Source organism: Desulfosporosinus fructosivorans, from assembly GCF_004766045.1.
GTDB lineage: Bacteria > Bacillota > Desulfitobacteriia > Desulfitobacteriales > Desulfitobacteriaceae > Desulfosporosinus > Desulfosporosinus fructosivorans.
In genome coordinates this window covers 325,707-348,026 of the sequence record NZ_SPQQ01000004.1, presented here as the reverse complement: position 1 = coordinate 348,026, position 22,320 = coordinate 325,707, and the positions used below count along the sequence as shown (strand labels likewise).

22 protein-coding genes are annotated in these 22,320 nt (G+C 41.6%); 19 read left to right on the top strand and 3 right to left on the bottom strand.

Annotated features, from left to right (window positions below):
* Positions 1-14: 14 nt before the first annotated feature.
* The 7 genes from E4K67_RS13675 (at position 15) to E4K67_RS13645 (ending at position 5,294) form a co-directional block, all read left to right on the top strand.
* A complete protein-coding gene (locus tag E4K67_RS13675; protein WP_135547573.1) occupies positions 15-665 on the top strand; it encodes a site-2 protease family protein in 651 nt (216 codons plus the stop codon).
* 84 nt (positions 666-749) lie between these two features.
* Entirely contained in the window at positions 750-1,724 is a 975-nt protein-coding gene (gene trpS / locus E4K67_RS13670) for a tryptophan--tRNA ligase (protein WP_135547571.1), read from the top strand.
* Positions 1,725-2,492, top strand: a complete 768-nt coding sequence (locus tag E4K67_RS13665; RefSeq protein WP_135547569.1) for a segregation and condensation protein A — start codon at positions 1,725-1,727, stop codon at positions 2,490-2,492.
* A gap of 5 nt (positions 2,493-2,497) precedes the next feature.
* Positions 2,498-3,046, top strand: a complete 549-nt coding sequence (gene scpB, locus E4K67_RS13660; RefSeq protein ID WP_135547567.1) for an SMC-Scp complex subunit ScpB — start codon at positions 2,498-2,500, stop codon at positions 3,044-3,046.
* Positions 3,047-3,263: 217 nt separating this feature from the next.
* Entirely contained in the window at positions 3,264-3,701 is a 438-nt protein-coding gene (locus E4K67_RS13655; RefSeq protein ID WP_135547565.1) for a hypothetical protein, read from the top strand.
* A gap of 377 nt (positions 3,702-4,078) precedes the next feature.
* Entirely contained in the window at positions 4,079-4,492 is a 414-nt protein-coding gene (locus E4K67_RS13650; RefSeq protein WP_135547563.1) for a GNAT family N-acetyltransferase, read from the top strand.
* 175 nt (positions 4,493-4,667) lie between these two features.
* Entirely contained in the window at positions 4,668-5,294 is a 627-nt protein-coding gene (locus E4K67_RS13645) for a DUF1287 domain-containing protein (protein WP_135547923.1), read from the top strand.
* A gap of 76 nt (positions 5,295-5,370) precedes the next feature.
* Here E4K67_RS13645 and E4K67_RS13640 read toward each other — a convergent pair whose 3' ends face one another.
* Both E4K67_RS13640 and E4K67_RS13635 read right to left on the bottom strand, forming a co-directional pair.
* Positions 5,371-7,296: a beta-N-acetylhexosaminidase gene (locus tag E4K67_RS13640; protein ID WP_135547561.1), complete on the bottom strand. Its 1,926-nt coding sequence runs from the start codon at positions 7,294-7,296 to the stop codon at positions 5,371-5,373.
* A gap of 367 nt (positions 7,297-7,663) precedes the next feature.
* Entirely contained in the window at positions 7,664-8,008 is a 345-nt protein-coding gene (locus E4K67_RS13635) for a YopX family protein (RefSeq protein WP_135547560.1), read from the bottom strand.
* A gap of 226 nt (positions 8,009-8,234) precedes the next feature.
* Between E4K67_RS13635 and E4K67_RS13630 the strand changes: the two genes are divergently transcribed.
* The 7 genes from E4K67_RS13630 (at position 8,235) to E4K67_RS13600 (ending at position 13,705) form a co-directional block, all read left to right on the top strand.
* Positions 8,235-8,879, top strand: coding sequence for a DUF2953 domain-containing protein (locus E4K67_RS13630; protein ID WP_135547558.1), 645 nt, complete (start codon positions 8,235-8,237; stop codon positions 8,877-8,879).
* A gap of 7 nt (positions 8,880-8,886) precedes the next feature.
* The gene (ytfJ, locus tag E4K67_RS13625; protein WP_135547556.1) at positions 8,887-9,321 is read left to right on the top strand and encodes a GerW family sporulation protein; all 435 of its coding nucleotides are present in this window, start codon (positions 8,887-8,889) and stop codon (positions 9,319-9,321) included.
* A 109-nt stretch (positions 9,322-9,430) separates the two neighbouring features.
* Positions 9,431-10,012 carry a nucleoside recognition domain-containing protein gene (locus E4K67_RS13620; protein WP_135547554.1) on the top strand — a complete coding sequence of 194 codons (582 nt, stop codon included), beginning with the start codon at positions 9,431-9,433 and terminating at the stop codon, positions 10,010-10,012.
* Entirely contained in the window at positions 10,009-10,548 is a 540-nt protein-coding gene (locus E4K67_RS13615; RefSeq protein ID WP_135547552.1) for a spore maturation protein, read from the top strand. Before E4K67_RS13620 ends, E4K67_RS13615 begins: the two co-directional genes overlap by 4 nt.
* A 51-nt stretch (positions 10,549-10,599) precedes the next feature.
* A complete protein-coding gene (locus E4K67_RS13610) occupies positions 10,600-11,397 on the top strand; it encodes a glycosyltransferase (protein WP_135547550.1) in 798 nt (265 codons plus the stop codon).
* The gene (locus tag E4K67_RS13605; RefSeq protein ID WP_135547921.1) at positions 11,382-12,800 is read left to right on the top strand and encodes a glycosyltransferase family 39 protein; all 1,419 of its coding nucleotides are present in this window, start codon (positions 11,382-11,384) and stop codon (positions 12,798-12,800) included. The genes E4K67_RS13610 and E4K67_RS13605 overlap by 16 nt, the downstream gene beginning before the upstream one ends.
* Before the next feature lie 116 nt (positions 12,801-12,916).
* On the top strand, positions 12,917-13,705 hold the full coding sequence (locus tag E4K67_RS13600) for a pseudouridine synthase (RefSeq protein WP_135547548.1): 789 nt from the start codon (positions 12,917-12,919) through the stop codon (positions 13,703-13,705).
* Positions 13,706-13,707: 2 nt separating this feature from the next.
* Here E4K67_RS13600 and E4K67_RS13595 read toward each other — a convergent pair whose 3' ends face one another.
* Positions 13,708-14,220 (bottom strand): hypothetical protein, encoded by a 513-nt coding sequence (locus E4K67_RS13595; RefSeq protein ID WP_135547546.1) that lies wholly within the window; start codon positions 14,218-14,220, stop codon positions 13,708-13,710.
* Positions 14,221-14,402: 182 nt separating this feature from the next.
* Here E4K67_RS13595 and E4K67_RS13590 point away from each other — a divergent pair, with 182 nt between their 5' ends.
* The 5 genes from E4K67_RS13590 (at position 14,403) to E4K67_RS13570 (ending at position 22,114) form a co-directional block, all read left to right on the top strand.
* Positions 14,403-14,867, top strand: coding sequence for a hypothetical protein (locus E4K67_RS13590; protein ID WP_135547919.1), 465 nt, complete (start codon positions 14,403-14,405; stop codon positions 14,865-14,867).
* Positions 14,868-15,383: 516 nt separating this feature from the next.
* Entirely contained in the window at positions 15,384-17,114 is a 1,731-nt protein-coding gene (locus E4K67_RS13585) for an L-lactate permease (protein ID WP_135547544.1), read from the top strand.
* Between the two features lie 448 nt (positions 17,115-17,562).
* Complete coding sequence (locus E4K67_RS13580) at positions 17,563-19,245, top strand: L-lactate permease (RefSeq protein WP_135547542.1); 1,683 nt, start codon at positions 17,563-17,565, stop codon at positions 19,243-19,245.
* 176 nt (positions 19,246-19,421) lie between these two features.
* Positions 19,422-20,810 (top strand): FAD-binding oxidoreductase, encoded by a 1,389-nt coding sequence (locus tag E4K67_RS13575; protein WP_135547540.1) that lies wholly within the window; start codon positions 19,422-19,424, stop codon positions 20,808-20,810.
* A 2-nt stretch (positions 20,811-20,812) separates the two neighbouring features.
* Complete coding sequence (locus tag E4K67_RS13570; protein WP_135547538.1) at positions 20,813-22,114, top strand: (Fe-S)-binding protein; 1,302 nt, start codon at positions 20,813-20,815, stop codon at positions 22,112-22,114.
* The last annotated feature ends 206 nt before the right edge of the window (positions 22,115-22,320 follow it).

Below are 22,320 nucleotides of genomic sequence, written 5' to 3'. Positions count from 1 at the left end.
AGGAGCTAAAGAACTTGCTTGGTTTTGATTTACCGACTATTATCGCTAATATTCCAGCCTTACTGATTGGGTTTGCCTTTCATGAGTATGCTCATGCTTGGGTCGCTGACCGTTTAGGTGACCCAACCCCACGTAGTCAAGGGCGCTTGACTTTAAATCCTATCGCCCATTTAGATCTTTTTGGAACCCTTATGGCCCTCTTATACCGCTTCGGTTGGGCTAAGCCAGTGATGACCAACCCACAATACTACAGAGGCGATAAAAGGCGTGGGCAAATAATGGTTTCTTTGGCCGGTTCAATTATGAATTTACTGGTGGCCTTTGTGGTGATGTTTCTTTGGATTTTGACTATGCATTTTATTCAAGGATCACAGTGGAGTATCTATATTGGAGATGTGTTTGAAGCGACATTGTTCATGAATCTAGGTTTAGGGATCTTTAATCTGTTACCAATTCCTCCGCTTGATGGATTCGGCGTTCTCGCAGGCGTATTGCCTCAACGCTTTACTCCTCAGCTACGTGTGATAGAGCAGTATGGGATGTTTATCTTAATCATTCTTCTCTTTACAGATATTTTAGGTAAAGTTCTTTTTCCTGCTGTATATGGGATTGCCTATGCCTACCAGGCAATCATCACGTTGATTTTAACCCCATTTTTAGGATAACTGTGTTGCATAATCAATCTGATGTAGGTTAATTAACAAACATTATATTAAGTGATTACTATGATAATCAAAAGGGGTGTTAGCGTGAAAGGAAGAATATTAAGTGGTATGCGTCCTACGGGTGCTCTACATATTGGACACCTAAGTGTAATCCAAAACTGGGTTGCCTTACAAGAAAACTATAATTGCTATTTTTCCATCGTAGATCTACATGCTTTGACGACAGGGTATGAAGACCGATTAGACTATCCTAGTCTACGACGAGAGATTACTTTAGATTGGTTAAGTGTGGGAATTGATCCTGAGAAAAGCGCTATCTTTGTCCAATCCCAGGTCAAAGAGCACTCAGAACTGCATTTGCTATTTTCTATGTTTACACCGTTGTCTTGGTTGGAACGCGTTCCTACCTATAAAGATCAAATTCAACAATTAAGTCTACAAGGAAAAGACTTAGGTACGTACGGATTCTTAGGGTATCCACTTTTAATGGCAGCTGACATTTTGCTGTATAAAGCGAGTGTAGTACCGGTTGGAGAAGACCAGCTCCCACACGTTGAGCTCTGTCGCGAAGTTGCACGCCGTTTTAATCATCTCTACGGAACGGTATTTCCAGAACCCAAAGATCTTGTCGGGAAAGTGCCTCTCTTGCCAGGAGTTGACGGGCGGAAGATGAGTAAAAGTTACCATAACGCAATATCCCTCACGGCATCCCCTGAGGAGCTTAAAACAAGAGTCCAACAAATGGTGACTGATCCGGCTCGGCTCCGTAAAGATGACCCCGGTCATCCTGAAGTATGCGTTGTGTTTAAGTTTCATCAGATTTACACACCTGAAGTCGCAGAAATTGAAGAAAATTGCCGCGCAGGAAAAGTTGGTTGTGTCGCTTGTAAACGACATTTAGCGGAAAACTTGGAGAAGTTAATTAGCCCATTCAGAGAACGTCGAGATTATTGGGCGGAACCTGGTCGCGTGGATAAGGTCCTCGAAGAAGGCGCCGAACGTGCTCGGATAACTGCCTCGGAGACAATGAAAGAAGTACGCTGCGTCATGGGCCTGTAAATGGATAGCGAACAAACCATTCCCCAGGTTGATCTACCAGCTTACACCGGTCCACTTGATTTGCTGTTGACCCTTATTCAACAAGAAAAAGTTGATATTTATGATATCCCGATTGCGCGTATTGCCGACCAGTTTGTGGAAGCCGTACGCCAGATGGGGCCTATGGACATGGAATTCACTACAGAATTTCTAGTTCTCGCGGCCCAATTACTTTACATTAAATCAAGGGAACTTTTGCCGAAACCTCCAAAAACTGAACAAGGTGAAGTAGGAGAGGAAGACTTACGTCAGGAACTGGTCGAACGCTTACTCGCTTACCGGACGTTTAAGCAGGCGGCGCAAGTGTTAGAGGGGATAGAAACCTCGTCAGGACGATCTTATTGCCGTGAGGTTGACGTGCAGGAGTTACTGGCAAATGTTGAGCCTGAGGATCCTCTCACGGGGGTATGCTTCGATGATCTTTGGCAAGCGTTTTGTCGGGTGATCGAACGTGCCGAAAAAGGGGAGGAAATCCAGCATGTTCAACCAGATGAGATCTCAATTGATGTGATGCTTGCGGATGTTTTGCGGCGGGTTCTTCTCCATCCGAAAGGGATGCGTTTTTACCAGCTCATGCGGATCGGATCCCGAATGGAAATGGTTGTCTCCTTTCTTGCGTTATTAGAACTTCTGCAATCCGGAAAAGTCCGCGCTGAACAACTGACTGTCCTGAGTGATATTATGATATTTCCTACGCCGAAAGCATGGGAATTCACGGAAGAGGAGTAGATAAAATGCTGTTTCGTGAACCGGAAACGGCGGCGTTAGAAGCCTTGTTGTTTGTAGCCAAAGAGCCGCTAACGTCTGAAGTGCTTGGAGAGATTCTTGAGTTGGACCTATTGAAGGTTGAAGAACTGATGCTGGTGCTGAAAAACCGATATACTGTGGATTCCTGTGGATTGAAACTGCTTGAAATCAATGGGGGATATATATTAGGCACTAAGCCAGAAGTTGCCCGCTATGTCGAAATTCTTTATAAACAACCAACGCATGCCCTCTCCAATGCTGCACTTGAAGTGCTGTCTATCATTGCTTACAAACAGCCGGTGACTCGTGGAGAAGTGGATTTCATCAGAGGTGTTCAATCCGATCGGGCTTTAGCGACTTTAGTGGAAAAGGGACTAGTAAAAGACGTAGGTCGTAAGGACGGTCCTGGGCGCCCCATCCTATACGCTACGACTGAACAATTCCTTCTTCATTTCGGCTTGCGTTCCTTAGAGGATATGCCGAACCTTGAAGAAGGTTTGCTTAGTGAAGATGAGGTGGCAAGTGCCGAAGAGTAGGCAATTTGCCAACAAAAAGGGCTGTACAAACTAGTAAGACTAGACTGTACAGCCCTTTTCTGTGTCTTGATGACTCTCTTTCTCGCAAAAGTACACTGGTGACGAATACTTTAATATTTAACAATATCTAGGAGGTATTTGGCTTTTTACGACGAAGAAGAGTAATAATGAGAAAATTTCAAAAAGGTCATGATTAATAATGAAGAAGGTTTTCTATATGATTGATAAAGTAGCTTATCTTATTTTTTTCATTGTTATAATTAATGTTCTTATTTTTACTCGAATTTTTATGAGTCAATTTTATAAGAGAAAAAGAAAAAATGAAGAAATTATTAGGATAAATAGAAATTTATATAATTTTATAGATGGATTTGCATGGTTGTTATTATTAATCATATTTTTTAGCTTATTTTTTGATAGTTCATACAAGCTGTATTATTTATTGAATAAAGGCTATATAAATAGTATTTTTCAATTATTGGATGTTGAATATTTGGAGATTTTAAGAAAGCATTTTGTTGAAAACAATATGTTAAACGAACTTATTACGATAGTTCATTATAAAAATAATTTAGTACGTATGTTACTTGAGATTTTTGGATCACTTGCTTGCTCAATTTTGTATATTTGTATAGAGGATGGCAGCAAAATGTAATTTATGAAAATGGAATACTTTATAATGATTACCTATTTAATTGGGATAAAGTAATTAGCTATAGGTGGAGAAGTTATAATAAAAATGAATTTTTTAGAAAAGGAGAGTATTGTATTTTAGAAATTACACTACAACAAAAGAGAATTGATAAATTTTTCAAACTAGATAACCCAAAAATTAAGTTGAAAGTGAATTGTGGAGATAGGGAAATAATTAATGGTATTTTAGAAAAGTATACAATCATTAATTAACACTATCCTTATTCAGCTTCGATCTTAATTAAGTGCTTGAGTAATTATAGGGGGCTTGGTCCATGTCGCCTCTAAATTAGGGGACGGAAGCAGGGCATGGGTGGATACATAATTGGGGGATTTAAAATGAAATGGGAATTTGAAGGTTATATGATAAATACTGATAAATCTTTGCTTTCGGCGGAGCGGGTTAAGGAGTTTTTGTCGGATAGCTATTGGGCTAGGGATAGATCGAAAGAGCTTATTGAAAGAACTATAATAAATTCATTTTGTTATGGAGTGTATCATGAAGAAGAATTGGTTGGTTTTGCGCGGGTCGTGTCTGACTATTCAACCATAGTTTGGATTTGCGATGTATATATAGATAGGAATCATAGGGGGAAAGGACTGGGGAAGAAACTAATAGTATGTATTCTTGAAACCCCGGAGTTCCAAAATATCAGGAGCTCTTTAGTAACCAGAGATGCGCATGAATTGTACGAAAAGTTTGGTTTTGAAAGCGTTGAATCAAGATTTATGACGCGCAAGCCCTTAGGATAATACTCTTAACACGTATTAATAGTGCTTATTGTTCGTGAAAGTCAGGATTATAACTTGTTTGATTTTGTAAGAGATAATGAAATAGTGCTTAAATTGTGAGGTGATTATTCTGAAACGCTTTGTTAAGCTAGGTATCTTCCTTGTTATTTCTATACTTATTGTTTTTGTTATATGGATGGGATTTGAAAGATCACCCTCTTTAGACAAATTACCATTGCCATTGGAACAGTCCCTTGATGTTCCAGATGTTTCTTGTCCAAGTGATAAAGATAACGATGGTGTGAATGATCTGAAGGACCTTGCTAATGGAGCTAGGGCGGAAGTAATCAGAAAACCCCAGTATCGTAGTGCTTACTATCAAGGGGGACTCCCTCCAGATAATGAAGGAGTATGCACAGACGTAGTGTGGAGGGCAATGCGTGACGCTGGTTACGATCTAAAGGCCTTAGTGGATAAAGACATTCGAGAGAACTTGTCAAAATATCCTCGTGTTGAAGGTTCGCCAGATCCAAACATAGATTTTCGTCGCGTGCCAAATCTTATCGTTTACTTCCGTAGGTATGGAACGGAACTTACTAAGGAGATAAAACCCAGTGACATAGAAAATCTTTACCAGTGGCAGGCCGGGGATATAGTCACATACGACTACCCACACGAACATATTGCTATAGTTTCTGATAAACGTCGCAAGGACGGCGTTCCATATATTCTGCATAATGCTGGACCAATAGCAAGCGAAACGGATCAACTAATAAGCTGGCCCTCTAAAATTACTGGCCATTTCCGATTTCCGAAGCTTTAGTTTATCTATTTTGTACCACTCCCACTTCTTGTAAGTTGGGAGTGGTACCCGTACTCAACTTTTCATTGCTGTGAATTCAGGAATTGATTTTTATCAATGGAACTTTACAATACTTTCTGAGGATGGAACAGATTTGACCGACAAATTCTTTGATGCGATGTAATTCACTTTCGCGACTACCAGTTCTCCACGACTGACAGTAGTCCATTAGCCAGAATTCCAGTTTAGCAGCCAGCTCATAGGGAGCATCCAGCGGACGGACATCTTGCCCATATTCACGTTCTTTAATGACCAACGTCAATTCTTGCATCAGTGCTACACCCCGAGCAGCAAGATAATACTCTAACATCTCTTCTTGGTGGTCTGCATAGGAACCCATGTTATTTTGTTTAAGAGAATTAAAGATTTCCGAACATCTGGTGACGGCGGTCTTAAGCTGATCTTCGGAAGCTTGCATGATTTCCTCTTTTGCTTTTTCATACAGGCTGATGCCAAAATCTTGGTAGGTCTGATTGTAGATCTTGTAATCCCTGAAAAATGCTAAATTATTAAAAATGATGATATCTTGATGTGAAAGTTCACGCAGTAGTCCCACCAGACTTTTCCCCGGGTCTTCGTATTCCACCAAAGAAATAGCCTGGTCTATGGTAGCGAAATCTCTATCGTCCTTCACGTTCCAACCTTGTGCTGCACCGTAAATCATACCAGGAATGGCAAGAGAAGGCATATTGATGTGGCCACAATCCCCCCAGTCGGTATTTAAAAACCCTTCGGCATGATATTCATTACCTAACTTCGCCATATCTCGAATGTTGGTGAAACTCATGTCATAGGCATTCACCAATCGGCTGTACCCGGATACGCTAGGACATACATATTGCTTCAAGCCTTTGTCAGAAAAAATTTTAACAGTTTCGTCCGTAGCACCATACTCGTAATACCAGTTCAGGCAGGTAACCTGTGCATTCAGATTACCCAGATGTTCGGGATGGCTCTTCACAATATCTCCCCAAATCATGACATCTTTCCCTTTGTTCTGGAGATATTCCACTAACTGATTGACATAACAAAGATACATCTCACCGTAATCCATTTTCTGAGCCATGGAAGCGCTTTTCCCCTTGCCCAAATCAAATGTTTCATCACAACAAATGTTTATTTTATTGCTGCGAAACAAAGGCATATATTGGTCAAGAATTCCCTTGATAAGAGTCAAGCTATCGGGGTCTGACACATTGATGATGTGGTATCTCATGCGGTTATACCAAGTGAAGGTCTCACCGGGACTAGTGTCATCCATTTCTCTGTATTTACCAAAGCCCTCTGAACGGAGTAAATCATACAAATGGCCAAAGGTTGCTATGCAGGGTACGAGTTCAATGCCTCTCACATTGCAATAAGAATCTAACTCTAGAATTTCTTCTGGGTTAAAAGGATCAGTCTGTGACCAAATCTCTTCAAAGCCATCTAAGCGTAAACAGTTTTCCATGTATAACTGAAGTTGATTAATTTTATAGAGTGCCAACCGATCGACCAGTGCTTTCAGACTGTCCATAGTGGGCACCCTTCCCCGGCTAACATCAAGCATATAACCTCTGTTAGCATAGGATGGTTCATCGGCAATATCCACACAGCCAATTTCCCCACGGGATAGCCTGCATAGTTGAATTAACGTTGCTGCCCCATATAGGAATCCACGGTTGGAACAAGCAGAAATGGTGATTTTATGGGAGCTTACAGTCAGCCGGTAGGCTTCTTTTTTTCCATCCATGTCATCATATTCAAAGTAAATGCAGTTTTCAGCAAGTGTTCCCGCACTTCGTAACACCTTTTTAATGGGCAGCGTCATGGCGATAACCTTTTTAATTTCCAGTTGCAATAGCTTTGCTGTTTCTAAATCAGTGTCATCTTGAGCCTCATCTAACACGATGGCAGTATAGTGGTCTATCAAAAATAATCCATCTTGTGCAGTAAGCTTGCTTGGCAATGGGATAAGGTACATTCTTTTTCTCCTGTCTCATATTGATTTTTTCTCTGCTGCTTCAGCAATGCCCGGCCTAGATAATATTAGTACCGTTCTTATAGATAGGGTTCTCCATAGTTAAAGCCTTATCCTCTTTTGAATATCTAATCGCTCTATTGTAGCCCAATGACTTAATGAGCTGTATGGTAATTTTTTCTTAATGTTCAACAATATCTCCCAATTTGTTTCTTTACTCCAAGTCGTAAGCAACTCTATTCATTTGCGTATTGGCTATCTGCTTAAGTCTTAATTTGCTTATCATAAAGTAGATTATTCAACAAACTTAAATTAGGATGTTATGCTCAAATGAAAAAAGCCATTGATCACTGTCAATAGCTTAAACGAATCACTGAAACTCATTGCCTATAACGAAACCGGTTGGAACTGTACTTAGGTCGCACCTGTTGGAACTCCCTTGTTCTATTAGTTCGAAAGCTGCTAGCATTTCATTCCAAATAATTTTGTAAATAACAGATGAGATTTTAACTAAATCGCCTTCATACACATCTTTCCCGTTTTGATCAGAAAGACCAGTCCACTGAAGCAGTTGAAATTTCCCGATCTGTTCCCACGATTTACCAGGTACACTCACTGCAAATGGAACTGAACTATGCGTATCAAAACTTATGGCTTGTGGTATTAACATTTTCTCCTGAATCCTGTCCCAAACCCTAAATTTTAGTTCTTTCAAATTTTGGTTCCTCCTTTGTTCACTGCGAAAGACCTCTCTAAACATATACGCAGGAGGGAGCCTCTTTAAGGGGGTACAAAAGAACTTTTTACCATTCTTGAAATTATAGTGACCTTAACTCGTAAGAAAGTAAGGAAAGCTTGGTGCATAATAATCCTCGAAATAGGGTATCTTACCTTTTTAGAGATTGTCTTGAAGACGACCATTTGAGTTCGGAGGGGTACTGGTGCGGATTTTAGCGTTCTTGCTCGCCATGACAATGCTACTGCTACTTAGTCTAACTTTAAAAGCAGAAGTAGATTTTAGATACAGACGTATCGAAGAGGAAGATCATATTGAAATCGATTTTCGTGCCTTTCATGGATTATGGCATACTCAATTTCAAATACCAACCCTCCAATTAGAATGGGAGAAAGGACCACAGGTCGAAATCGAACAGGTAGCAATAGCAAAGGGCGGGACGCGTAAAGCAACTAAAAAAGCACGTATTCGCTATATTCGGAGAGGGTGGTTGTTTCGGTTTTGGCTAAATATTCCCCGTTTGTTGCGACGTATTAATCGGATAAAACAGCAATTTTACAAGGGAATTCATTGTAAGGGAATTAACTGGCGGATAGAAATCGGTTTTCCGGATGCGGCTCAAACAGCGATTGCAGCAGGAACATTTTGGACTATGTTGGGTTTTGCTCTTTCCCATCTTTATCAACAAGTGACAGTCGAGGTCAAAAGACCAGCTTTGGTAGTGGTTCCAACATTTAAGAAAGCAGGGTTTTTATGTGATATTCGATGCATATTCCAATTAAGAATAGGCCATATTATTTTTGTAGGATTTAACGTATTGAGAACGTTAAGGCGGGGTATAAGGGGGTAACATGCACATGGGTAATCATCCGATTGAATCATTGATGAAAACAGCCATGGAAAGCATCCAACAAATTGTTGATGTCAATACGATTGTTGGAGATCCAGTAGAAACTCATGATGGATCCGTGATAATTCCAATCTCAAGGGTTTCTTGTGGTTTCGCAGCAGGCGGTAGTGAGTTTGCACCAGCGGACGACAATAAAGAAAATGTCAATACGGGTGGACAAGCACCGGCACTTCCCTTTGGAGGCGGTGCAGGAGCTGGGGTGTCGGTGCAACCTGTTGGGTTCTTGGTTGTAGGTAACGGGAATATACGACTCCTACCTGTTGACGGTAACGTGGTAGTTGACCGGTTGATCGATGCAATTCCTGACGTGTTAGACAGGGTTACGGGAATGTTTCAAAAGAAGAAGAGACCTTCGGACGACATTATCATTGCCCGTGACTAAACGATTGGATCGTATTATTGAAAAGATAATAGGGATAAGTAAAGAAGAACGAGAATATCTCGTTCTTTTTTGCATGTCCTTTTCATACTTTTAGGCAGGGGGGTGGGAAATGGTTAATCTCATCTGGCTTGTGATGTTGGCAACTGGAATCATTGTTTCAGCGCTTAATGGACACGTCGAAAGTGTAACGACATCGGCGCTGAAAGCGGCGGAACTAGGGGTAGAGGTCGCTATTGAACTAATCGGCGTGATGAGTTTGTGGCTTGGACTCATGCGTTTGGCAGAGGAAGCTGGCTTTATTAGAGGGATTTCACGTTTATTTGGCCCAGCGGTGCGTCGCTTGTTTCCATCCCTTAAGCCAGATAGTCCTGCACTGGGAGCCATTATCATGAATATAAGTGCCAATATATTGGGATTGGGGAATGCCGCTACCCCTTTTGGGCTGAAGGCTATGCAGGAGCTCCAAAAGGAAAATCCGACACCCGACGTGGCAAGCCCTGCAATGATAACGTTTCTAGCTTTAAATACTTCATGTATAACCCTAATTCCTGCTACAATTATTGGAGTTCGTCTTAAAGCAAATTCAGTTAATCCAACAGAAATTATTGGCACAACAATCGTCGCAACTGGATGTGCTATGACCGTCGCGATCATCGTGGATTACCTTATTCGTCACAGGAGGAGAAAATGAAGTTTATTGCCGAAATTTCTCGTTGGGCGATTCCATTGCTCTTGTTACTTATCCCAGTAATGGCTTACCTTCGCAAAGTCCCTGTCTATGAATCATTCGTAGCGGGAGCGGAGGAAGGCTTTAAAACGGGTGTGCGGATTCTCCCTTTTTTAATTGGAATGTTAGTGTCTATAAGAGTTTTCGTGGATTCTGGAGCGCTCGAGACAGTGTCGCATTGGTTACAGCCACTCTTCTCTCTTTTAGGGTTGGATCCGAGTTTCGCTTCGATTATTCCTTTGGCTATTATGCGTCCCTTGAGTGGGTCTGGGGCGTTAGGTGTAGCAACACAACTGATTAATCAACATGGACCAGATTCCTTCATCGGCCGTTTAGCATCGACCCTCCAAGGGAGTACGGATACTACATTCTTTGTACTTACCGTGTATTTTGGATCGGTTGGAATCAAAAAGTACCGTTACGCTCTAAAGTTGGGATTATTAGCAGATATCGTAGGCTTAGTTGTCTCAGTGTGGATTGTCAGCAAAGTGTTTTATTGAACCTTACTTTGTACATACTAACGATGTACCGAAAGGGGGACATTGTTTAGTATGCTATATATTGTTTTACCTGCATATAATGAGGCCGCAGCACTTCCAGCGTTGCTAGAGGATATCGAACAAAACTGCGTGCCAATCCCACATCAGATCATTATCATCAATGATGGGAGTACAGACAATACTCCGGATGTTGTCCAAAGCTACGCGCAAACCCATAATAACATTCACAGAGTTAATCACGATCAAAATCAGGGGCTTGGAGCGGCCTTAAACAGTGGTTTTCAGTATGTAATGAACCTTAACGAGAAACAACGCAACGGACCAACAAGACAACTGAACCAAGAAGTCCCGGATATGGTTATAACAATGGACGCCGATAATACTCAACCCGCAGATCGAATTCCTTTGATGTATAAGGAGATTTGTTCGGGCGCTGATCTTGTCATTGCCTCGCGTTATGTTCGAGGTGGGGAACAACATGGACTCTCTTTGGGGCGTAGGGGGCTATCCTGGGGAGCTGGAAAATTCATGCACTTTTTTGCTCCTATACCTGGAGTTCGAGATTATTCTTGTGGCTTTCGTGCCTATCGTCTTTCCATATTATTCGCAGGAACTCGGCAATATGGTCCAAATATAATTAAAAGTCGTAATTTCTCAGGAATGGTTGAATTGCTACTCAAAGTTGCTCCTTTTGCCGAGCTCGTGACTGAAATCCCTTTAGAACTTCATTATGAACGGAAAAAAGGGGTCAGTAAAATGCGGATAAGGGCAACAATTTGGGGATATATCCTACTTATCTATCACATTAAACGCAAAAGGTGGAACAGGTTAAAATGGGCGGAGGAGTAAGAAGAAGACTACTTTTGTGTGTTATTTTACTTGTTGCTTTGCTAGCCCGTCTAAGGGGAATAACGAACCCTTTGTTAGATGATCAAGCTTGGCGTCAAGCAGATACGGCGAGTATGGCTTTACATATGCTTGGGGGGTTAACGGACATTCCAGGTGTCTTCTTGCCACAACTTAACTATGACGGGGTTACCCCTCAAAACGTAGAATTAGAGTTTCCATTTTTGCCCTACCTTTTGGCCTGGACATGGACAATATTTGGGTGGGCAGATATTTGGGGACGCATTTGGTCGGTTGCCTTAGCTTTAATTGCAGTAGGGGGAATCTACTACCTGGGGCGGCAAATGTTTACAGACCGTGTTGGGCTTTTAGCTGCAACCATTTATGCTCTAATGCCTTTATCAATATATTATGGACGAGTTGTAATGCCAGAACCCATGGCCCAAGCGTGGAGCATTTGGGCTTTGGCCATGATCTGGCGCTGGAGAAATTCATTGGAGGACAGAGGGCTTTGGAAGATTGGGCTGTTAATGGCAGGGGCAATATTAGCAAAGCTTCCTCAGCTTATGTTGTTTCCAGTTGCCTTATTGCTTGGCTTTTATCCTTTGAATCCTAAACGGATAGGGCAGATTGTACGTTTTAGTTTGATTGTGCTTCTTCCCCCAATGGTATATTATTTATGGGTACATTTGAACGTCGCACCCTCAAGTCAGTTTGTATCTGGAATACTGGGTGGCAATATGACGAATTCACGTAGCTTGAACTGGAGCTTATTAGGCAATAACATTCAACGAGGATTTACTGGCAGTGTTCTCTTTCTTTCTGGAATCGGTCTATGTCGCCTGTTGTTTACGCGTTCTCCTGCGCAAATTGCCCTCTTAACTTGGAGTGGAATTGGCATTCTTTATATGGTTGTGGTTTGTGTACGTATTCCCTTAGATTATTACTTAGTTCCTATCTTACCTCTTGTTGCTTTGCTGAGCGCTTATGCCCTTGATAGAGTTGATTTCCTACCAGGAACAGTGCTTGTATTTTTATTCTTGGTGTTGATCAACAGGGAGTCCTTTGAAGCGAATACATACCTAACGCCAAAATATCATTGGAATGAGGAAATTCTCAGCCAAGCGCGGTGGATCAAAGACCATACTCCTTACTCAAGTATTCTAGTCCTAAGTGACCCACCGCCGATGACGTTTTATTATGCGGATCGTGTGGGTTTTCGCATAATTTCAATAGACGATGAAGACATTCCGTCTGAGGTTCTGAACCAATTCCCCGCTGATTTCTTGGTGCATCTTCCTCAGAGTCCGCCTAAAGAGCTATTCTGGGAAAACGTTCGGAATGCCTATCCTGAAATTGGACCAGGTGTTTTTGATCTAAGAGTACCTATGTACAAGCCTCGATGATAAGATGATAAATCATCATCCAAATACTGGGTAACATAAGTCGCAGGTTTTTTTGTAGAACTAGCACGTATCAATAGTAGTCCTAGGCGTGAGAGATATAGGGAGGAGACCAGAAATTGGTGGATCATGAAAGCAGGGTTCAAGAAAAAGGGGATGGAGAACGTTTGCAAAAGGTACTGGCACAGGCTGGCGTGGCTTCTCGGCGACATGCAGAGCAGCTCATTCTAGATGGTCGAGTAACAGTGAATGGGGATAAAATTTCTGCTTTGGGAACTAAAGTGAGAATTCAAGACCATATTCAGGTAGATGGGCATGAGATATATCGCACGGAAAGCCTACACTATTATCTGCTTAATAAACCAACTAGTGTGATTACCAGTGTTAGCGATCCTCAGGGACGTCCAACTGTAGTCGATTTAATGAAAGATGTCCCAATACGGGTTTATCCAGTCGGCAGACTGGATTATGATACATCGGGTTTATTGGTTCTTACCAACGATGGGGAATTAACTCATCGCTTAATGCATCCATCCTTTGGGGTAGAGAAAACGTACCGTGTTTGGGTAAAAGGGCCAGTGGGTATTAACGCCCTTGAAACTTTACGGCAGGGGGTATTTCTCGAAGACGGAATCACCGCTCCGGCTATTGTAGAGCGCGTGAGCGGTGTTTCTAGCGAAACAGACATTAACTCCAGAGGAAACCATTTAGAAGTCTTAGAAGTGACAATTCATGAAGGACGAAACCGTCAAATTCGTCGGATGTTTTCAACAATTGGATATCCAGTAGTAAAACTTGAACGAATTCGATTTGGATCCTTATTACTAGGGAATTCTCTCAGTACAGGCAGTTATCGGATATTGACGATAGAGGAAGTTAGGGAATTGCGTTCCAAAGTAGGGCTATGAACTTAACCAACAGGGTAGAGGGGATGCTCAATTTCCGTATTCCATTTTTCAATGTCTCTTCCGCCAAAGGAACGTAGGGCGTTGGCGACAGAATTGATTTTTTCGTGGTTTGTTTGAATCAATACCAACCAATGTCCTGTACGCACTTCATGTTCGTAATGGCGTGCGCGAATTTCAGAGAGGCCATAGATCAGGAGCACTTCGACAAGTCCACGCCCTTGAGGTTGGTGCATGAGTTGATCCGCTAAAGGTCCAGCGACAACCACTTCCCCAAGATTTGGCACATTAAAAGGAGCAACTTGAACTAACCAAGCGTTAAATTTATCTAAGTTAATTTCACTAGGGTAATAAGCAAGTTCATTGGCAATTTCTTCGCGGAATTCGCCTTGATGGATGAATTCACTCCTAACTATGACCGATATTTTACTATTCGCCAAGGATTCGCCTTGAATCTCTTCAATGGCCTCTTTCGTTTGTTGTGGGCCTTTAAAAATAGCAATAGCTGTTTTTCTCATTTAAGTATCCTCCTTCTACAATGTACCTTATTACAAATTTACTGAGCTGAGTTTGACTTAGTATGTCCACAAATTACAACACTAAAGCAAGAGATGCAGGAGAAAATCAAACCTATGGAGAATATTTTTATGACGAAATAAAAAGCTATATAGCTTAAAATAGAGAAACGGAGAGAGCGATGATGAAAATTCGGATAGGGAATGAGCTCCTTACAGAACACGTTCGTGTTCGTATACGTTTGGATTATCGTGGTGAATCGCGGAGTGGACGATTTTTCTTTGGAGGAAAGAGTAAAGAACAAATGGCAGAAAAGATGAGAGAACAACAGGTCGGATTGTTGCGCAATGTGCCACTTCAAGGGATTTTCATCGAAGATGTCGATTTAAGTCTTGATGTCTATTCTGTGGCTGAAGGGGGTGGGAGGCGCACCCATGAGATTGCCTATGCGCCCATAATTCTAACTCTTCGAATTGAAAACCTTGACGACTTGCTCCCACTTCTGATTAGGCCTGAATTTCGTAAAATAGATTTCCTAAGTCCTGAAAATGTCTCACTTCACCGCTTGGATATGGAACGATTACTTTTTCGATTAAGTCAATCATTTCAACAAGAAATAAAAGTTCTTGAACAGAAATATTCACGGTAAATAATTTTATATAAGCATTAATAAAGAACAATAATAAAATTCAGCGAATAATACCATATTGTGGTTTATTCGCTGAATTTTTTGTTATCCACTAAATATTCGGCAATATATGCAATAATTAATCTTTTCACAAAAGTCATTACATATTGAATATTAATATATATTAGAATAATATATATCTTAATAGATGGCCTGACAAGTATAAAGATTAGTATTTAAAAATTTTTAGTTATTTTGGAAGGTTTTTTGTTATTTTGATTTAATTTGTTAAATATTCTATTAAAAATCAATAATTATTCTTTTCACAAATATCTATACATATTGAAAAGTTTAATAAATTAGATTAGTATATCTTTAGGCGCTAAATATTTTGAAATAGGGTTTTAATAGGTGAAACAGTAAATTAATTTATACACAAGAATAAAATAGAATATTTTTTCTTAAGGGGGTGATTGATGAGAGCTTGGGGAACATAGAACCCAGTGGAATCAAATTTATTGAAGGAGGTTCATACATTTGCAGTATTTACAAAACTATAATCCCACGGGTAACTTCTGGTTTTCTGTTTTACTTGCAGCTTTACCGATTATAGCCCTGCTTTATTTCTTAGCGCTTCACCCCCATAAAGCGAAGAATGGTGAGAGAATATTGGGTATTTATGCTCCGTATGCGGCACTCATTGCAGTAGTAGTTGCTTTTGTCATCGCTATTTTCGTTAACGGGATGCCAGCATCTATGACTCTAGCGGCATTTGGTTATGGGGTCGCGAGTGGTTTATTCCCAATCGGTTGGATTGTCTTTGGAGCTATTTTTCTATATACGATGACAGTTGTTACTGGTAAATTCGAAATCGTTAAAGATTCCATCGCTGGAATTACCGCGGACCGTCGCTTACAAGCTCTACTAGTAGCTTTCAGCTTCGGAGCCTTTATCGAAGGCGCATCTGGTTTCGGTACTCCGGTGGCGGTGGCAGGGGCCATCATGGTTGGTTTAGGTTTCCGCCCACTTACCGCGGCTGTGGTCTGCTTGATTGCTAATACAGCACCTGTGGCGTGGGGCGCAATCGGAACACCTGTTTTAACCCTTGCTAAAGTCACAGGTATTAACGATGGTCTGATCACTCAAATGGCAGGCAGACAATTACCGTTCTTTTCTCTCATTATTCCTTTCTGGCTGGTTGCAACTTTAGTCTTAATGGAAAAAGGAAAATGGAAGGAAGTCTGGGAAGTATGGCCTGCTATCCTCGTAACAGGTTTATCCTTCGCTACCGTTCAGTTTACGATGGCTGAGTATGGTTTGACTATGCTTGTTGATATTGGAGCAGGTATGGGTAGTATTATCATCACCTCCTTGTTCCTCAAAGTATGGATACCAAAGAATATCATCACCAATGAAATGGCTTATGCAAAATTAGAAGGTAGAGATCCTGGAAAACCAAAGGCTATACCAAAACATTCTTGGCCTGTATTATTACAAGCTTGGATGCCGTGGGTTTTCTTGGCTATCTTTGTTGCAATGTGGGGAGTTCCAAGTATTAAGACTTGGTTGAACGGCCTTTTCAATCCTCAGTATAACGTTCCTTTTTTGCATCTTTTAGCTTTCAAAACTGCACCAGTATCTGTGGGTGCTGTGGCTAAAACTGGAGAAGCCGCCGTCTTTGGTTTCAATCTTATAACTATGGCGGGGACTGGAATTTTGATTGCAGCCTTCATCACAGGAATTCTCTTCCTCAGAGTTACGGCTGCCCAGTGGAAAGAGATTCTCGTTACAACGATTGTACGTCTGAAAATACCGATTTCAGTTATCTCTTTAGTTATCGGTCTAAGTTACATCACAAAGTATGCAGGAACTGACGTTACATTGGCTTTAGCTTTCGCTAAAACCGGCGTGCTCTACCCCTTCTTTGCTGTCATGATTGGTTGGTTGGGGGTATTCCTGACAGGTAGTGATACAGCTTCAAACTCACTGTTTGGTAATCTTCAGCTCGTAACAGCTCAACAGCTGGGTTTAAACCCACTCTTGATGGTTACTGCAAACAGTACTGGTGGAGTTATGGGTAAAATGATTGATGCTCAGAGTATTACGGTTGCAACCGCAGCCTGCTATGCGGACGCTGACGAAGGAGTCAGAAATATCGGAGTTATTTTCCGAAAAGTATTCTGGCATAGCATCGTGTTGGCGTTCCTCATGGGCTTATTGACCATGCTACAAGCGTATGTATTCCCTTGGATGATTCCGACAATGTAAATAATAGAAATAATCAGACGGGCGACCACATTAAAGTGGTCGCCCGTCTGATTTACTATTCACAATTTCGGAACAAAAATATCTCGACTAACGATTATAGAATGTTTGCTCTTCTGTTGAGAACTTAATCACAATAATTAAAAGCGGGAAACGCCTTGAATAGGAGTTTTCCGCTTTTAATTATTGTGATTACAATCATCTAACTTTAGTTATTTATATAAAAGATTGTCTATTATATAAATAAAGGGATTTATAGAACTATTGAAATTTCTGTAAAGAAGGTTTATTATGGGCTATGGCGGTCTGACAACAGGGCCATCAGTCCGAGAAACATTCTTAGAAATGCATGAAAGAGGTGAAAAAGAGATCGATTGAGAAGGATATTCCGAATAAGGACTAGTTGATATGGAAAAACTCTACTCATGCTTATTGAAAGGTGGAATTTACTATGGCATGGACACAGAACTATGCAGCTCTCGGAAATAGCATTGGGCTCACAGCACTCGCAGTATCTATCCCTATTTTTTATCTATTTTGGGCGCTCGCGATCAAACGAATGAAGGGTCATATCGCTGGAAGTACTACGCTCGTATTAACAATTATCGATGTAGTGCTTGTCTACAAGATGCCACTAGGGACTGCAATTTCCGCAAGTGCGCTCGGAATACTTAATGGCATATTCCCCATAGCTTGGATTGTCGTAACCGCTGTTTTTCTCTATAACTTGACAGTAGAAGCAGGACAGTTTGAGATCATCAAGAGTTCAATTGCTTCATTATCTAGTGACCGTCGTATTCAAGCTCTGCTCATTGCGTTCTCTTTCGGAGCGTTTTTAGAGGGAGCCGCCGGGTTCGGCACACCTGTTGCAATTTCCGGTGCGATCTTAATTGGCTTAGGATTTGAACCCCTTTATGCCGCCGGATTATGTTTAATTGCCAATACTGCACCAGTTGCCTTCGGTGGAATCGGTATTCCGATTATCACTGCAGGTGCAGTAACTGGAGTTAGTGCGGATATTATTTCCGCTGCAGTGGGACGTCAACTTCCCTTCCTTTCCGTTATGATTCCTTTATACTTAATTATTCTCATGGCAGGTTGGAAAGGTGCCAAAGAAGTCCTTCCAGCTATCGCCGTTTCTGGACTTTCATTTGCTCTTGCACAGTGGTGGTCTTCTAATTACCTCGGTCCCTTACTCCCAGATATCATTGCTTCTTTAGTTTCTCTCATCGCCTTAATCATTTTACTGAAATTATGGAAGCCCAAAAACATCTGGCGTTTTCCGAGTGAGAAAGGTGAAAAAGTCGCAACCTTTAAACAGTACACTGGCGCTCAAATAATTAAAGCTTGGTCCCCATTTGCAATTCTGACATTAATAGTGGGTATTTGGGGAACAAATACATTTAAAAATTTTGTCGGGAAAAGCCTAGAATGGTTTGTAAACGTTCCTCATTGGCCTGGTCTAGATGGCTTAGTTATGAAAACGATGCCGATAGTTAAAACACCGACTGTTTACGCGGCTAGTTACAAATGGGAATTTTTTGCAGCGGCAGGGACGGCAATCCTGATCACAGCACTCATCAGCATGCTAATTCTGAAAATCAGCCCTTCAAAAGGGGTTAAAGTATTTGGAACAACGTGTAAAACCCTTATGTTTCCTGTTATCACAATCAGTTCAGTACTTGGTTTCGCATATCTTGCAAACTACTCTGGACTTTCTTATACACTCGGGCTATTATTTTCCCAAACTGGCCAATTATTCCCGTTCTTTTCTCCAGTACTCGGTTGGTTGGGCGTATTCTTAACGGGGTCTGACACCTCAGCTAACGCATTATTTGGAAAGCTACAACAAGTTACAGCTGAACAGGTCGGCGTTAACCCTGTGCTAACTATTGCAGCAAATAGTTCAGGAGGAGTTGTTGGGAAAATGATTTCTCCACAATCCATTGCCGTAGCTGCAGCGGCGACTGGCTTAGTAGGTAAAGAGTCTGATCTCTTCCGCTTTACCTTAAAACATTCGCTCTTCCTCTTGCTTCTTGTCTGTATTATGACTTATCTTCAAGCGTATGTACTGCCAGGTATGATTCCGACGATCGCAGGTATTATGCCGACGATTGCGTCAGTGTTACACTAAAATAATTTGTAAATTTAAGAATAATAGTTTATGGGAAGAGGTAAAATATGCCTCTTCCCAACTTATATTTTTAAGTAATTAAATTTACTTATTGAAATTTCTCTTAAATTGAATTAATATATAATTAAGTGAGTGGCGGTCTGACCGTCAGACAAAGTTTTTAAGGGGGTTAAAGGATGTTAACTCGTGAAGTATTGCAAGAACTCATTCAAGTGATCGGTATTGAAAATGTCCTCACGGAGAAGGAAGACTTATTGACCTATGCTTATGACGCGACTGCGGCGATGAAGCATTGTATGCCAGAAGTTGTGGTTACGCCCCTTTCCACAGAACATGTGGCTGAGATCGTTAAAATTGCTGCTCGGCATAAAGTTCCGATCTATCCACGCGGCGCGGGAACAAACCTCAGTGGGGGAACTATCCCCATTGAAGGAGGAATTGTTCTCTCAATGCTGAACTTAAATAAAATCTTGGAAGTCGACCAGGATAATTTGACTGCCACAGTGCAACCTGGAGTGATTATTCAGGCGCTTAATGATGAAGTGGTTAAGCATGGTTTACTCTATCCGCCTGATCCTGGAACTATTACTACCGCGACTATGGGAGGCTCAGTTTCAGAGTGTTCAGGTGGTTTGCGTGGTCTCAAATATGGCGTTACCAAACATTATATTATGGGCTTGCAAATCGTTTTAGCGAATGGAGAGGTTATCCGCTGGGGAGGAAAAACTGTCAAGAATGTCACCGGGTATGATCTAGTTGCCCTCTATACTGGGGCAGAAGGAACTCTGGGCATTATTACCGAAATTATCGTGAAACTAATACCCGCTCCTGAGGCACGTAAGAGTATCATGGCTGTCTTCGATGACGTTGATAAGGCAGGTAATGCCATAGCCGCCATTATCCGAAATAAAATCATACCGGCTACCCTTGAGATTATGGACAATGTGACCATTCAAACCGTGGAGAATTTTGTGCATGCAGGACTTCCAATGAACGCTGAAGCTATTCTCTTATGTGAAGTGGATGGCTACAAAGAAGTTGTCGAACGAGAAGCAGTTTTAGTTGAACGAGTTTTAAAGGAAGAAGGGGCAGTTGAAGTAAAAATTGCCAAAAATGACCAAGAACGTGATCTTTTGTGGTTAGCTCGACGTAGCGCGCTTCCTGCACTCGCTCAAAAAAGGCCGACGACAGTATTGGAGGATGCGACCGTTCCCCGGAGCAAAATTCCAGATATGCTTAAAGCTATCCGAAGAATTGCAACGAAACACAATCTGCAAATTGCTACGTTCGGACATGCCGGAGACGGAAACTTACACCCCACTATTTTGACAGATGTTCGGGATGAGGAAGAAATGAAACGAGTTCACCTGGCAGTGGAAGAGATTTTCGAAACGGCTATAGCACTTGGAGGAACTCTTTCCGGAGAACATGGGATTGGAATTGCCAAAATGAAATTTCTTGACTGGGAATTTGGTGAAGCTGGGGTAGCGGCATTGCGTAGCATTAAAGAAGCCTTAGACCCCAACTATATAATGAACCCAGGCAAGATTGTAAGGAGGGACTAATCGTGTCCGTATACGATTCTCTGGATTCGATTAACGAAGAACTCCATAAATGCATGAAATGCGGCAACTGTCAGTCAGTATGCCCGATCTATAAGGAAACACGCCAAGAGGTCGGAGCCGCAAGGGGAAAGATTAGTTTGTTAGAATTTTTCCTCTCAGGAGAAATCGAGATGACAAAGGGAATGTCCGATCGCTTTTCTCTTTGCACTACTTGTATGGCCTGTAATAATATTTGCCCATGCGGGGTAAGGTTTGATAAGATTATTCTCGCTGCAAGGGCAGAAGCTGTCCGTAAAAAAGGGCTTCATCCGGTCAAGAAAATTGCCTTTACCGCTTTAAAGATGCAGCGTGTGTTTGATCTTGGGTTGAAGGTTGGAAGTGTCTTTCAGGCTGTTGCCTTAAAAAACATACCGGATAGGCACAGCAAATTAGCGCGGATGCGCGTTGATATCGGGATAGGCAAGGATAAAGTGTTCCCAATGTTGCCCAAAAAGACCTTGCGTTCGGAGTTTCCTGAAGTGATTAAGGTTAAAAATCCAAAGATGAGAGTGGGCTTCTTCACTGGTTGCATGATCAACTACTTCTACACGGACATTGGCAGAGCGGTGATCGAGGTGCTTACGGAAAATGACATCGAAGTTGTCATTCCAAAGTTCCAGGCTTGCTGTGGTATCCCTGCCTCGGTCAATGGGGACGTTGCCTCAGCCCGTACCTTAGCCAAACGCAATTTGCGGGCGTTTGAGAGGATGGGGGCGGATGCAGTAGTTGTTGCCTGTTCTTCTGGCGGTACTGCTTGGAAACATGTTTTTAGTGAATTGCTGGAGAATGATCCGGAACTAAAACCTTTGGCAGATAAATGGGCTGCAAAAGCGTATGATATTTCTGAGTTTCTGATTCATCAAGTTCCCTTTAAGAAAGAAGGTTTGGGAAAAGTATCGCGTAAAGTGACGTATCATGATCCGTGCCACTTGAACCGTGGAGCGGGAATTAATAAAGAACCGCGAGAAATTCTTAAGAGTATTCCTGGTGTGGAACTGATTGAAATGAAAGAAGCTGCTCGTTGTTGTGGTATGGCGGGATCATTTAGCCTTGTACACCCAGATCTATCTGTACAAATTTCGGATCGTAAAACGGCTGACATTGCCCAGACTCACACGGATACGGTAGCAACAGGCTGTCCTGCTTGTCGCATGCAATTGCAAAGTGGGATCGAAAATGCCAACATTGACGAAGAAGTATTGCACACGATTCAAATTCTGGCGGAGTCTTATCGTGCTGGAAAGAAAAACCAAAAGAGTTTATAATTTAAGAAACGCACTTTACATGGAAACACTATATTAATAGGTGTTTCCATGTTTCATTTTTACAAGCGTCATGGTAGAATAATGAAGGTATATAATCTGTCCAAATATTCTACTATCTTCTCGTTGTGAAATCTAAACCTATCGTAGATACACCGATTAAAAACAAGCAAGATAGAAAATATACTGCCCCTATAGATCGTGAATTC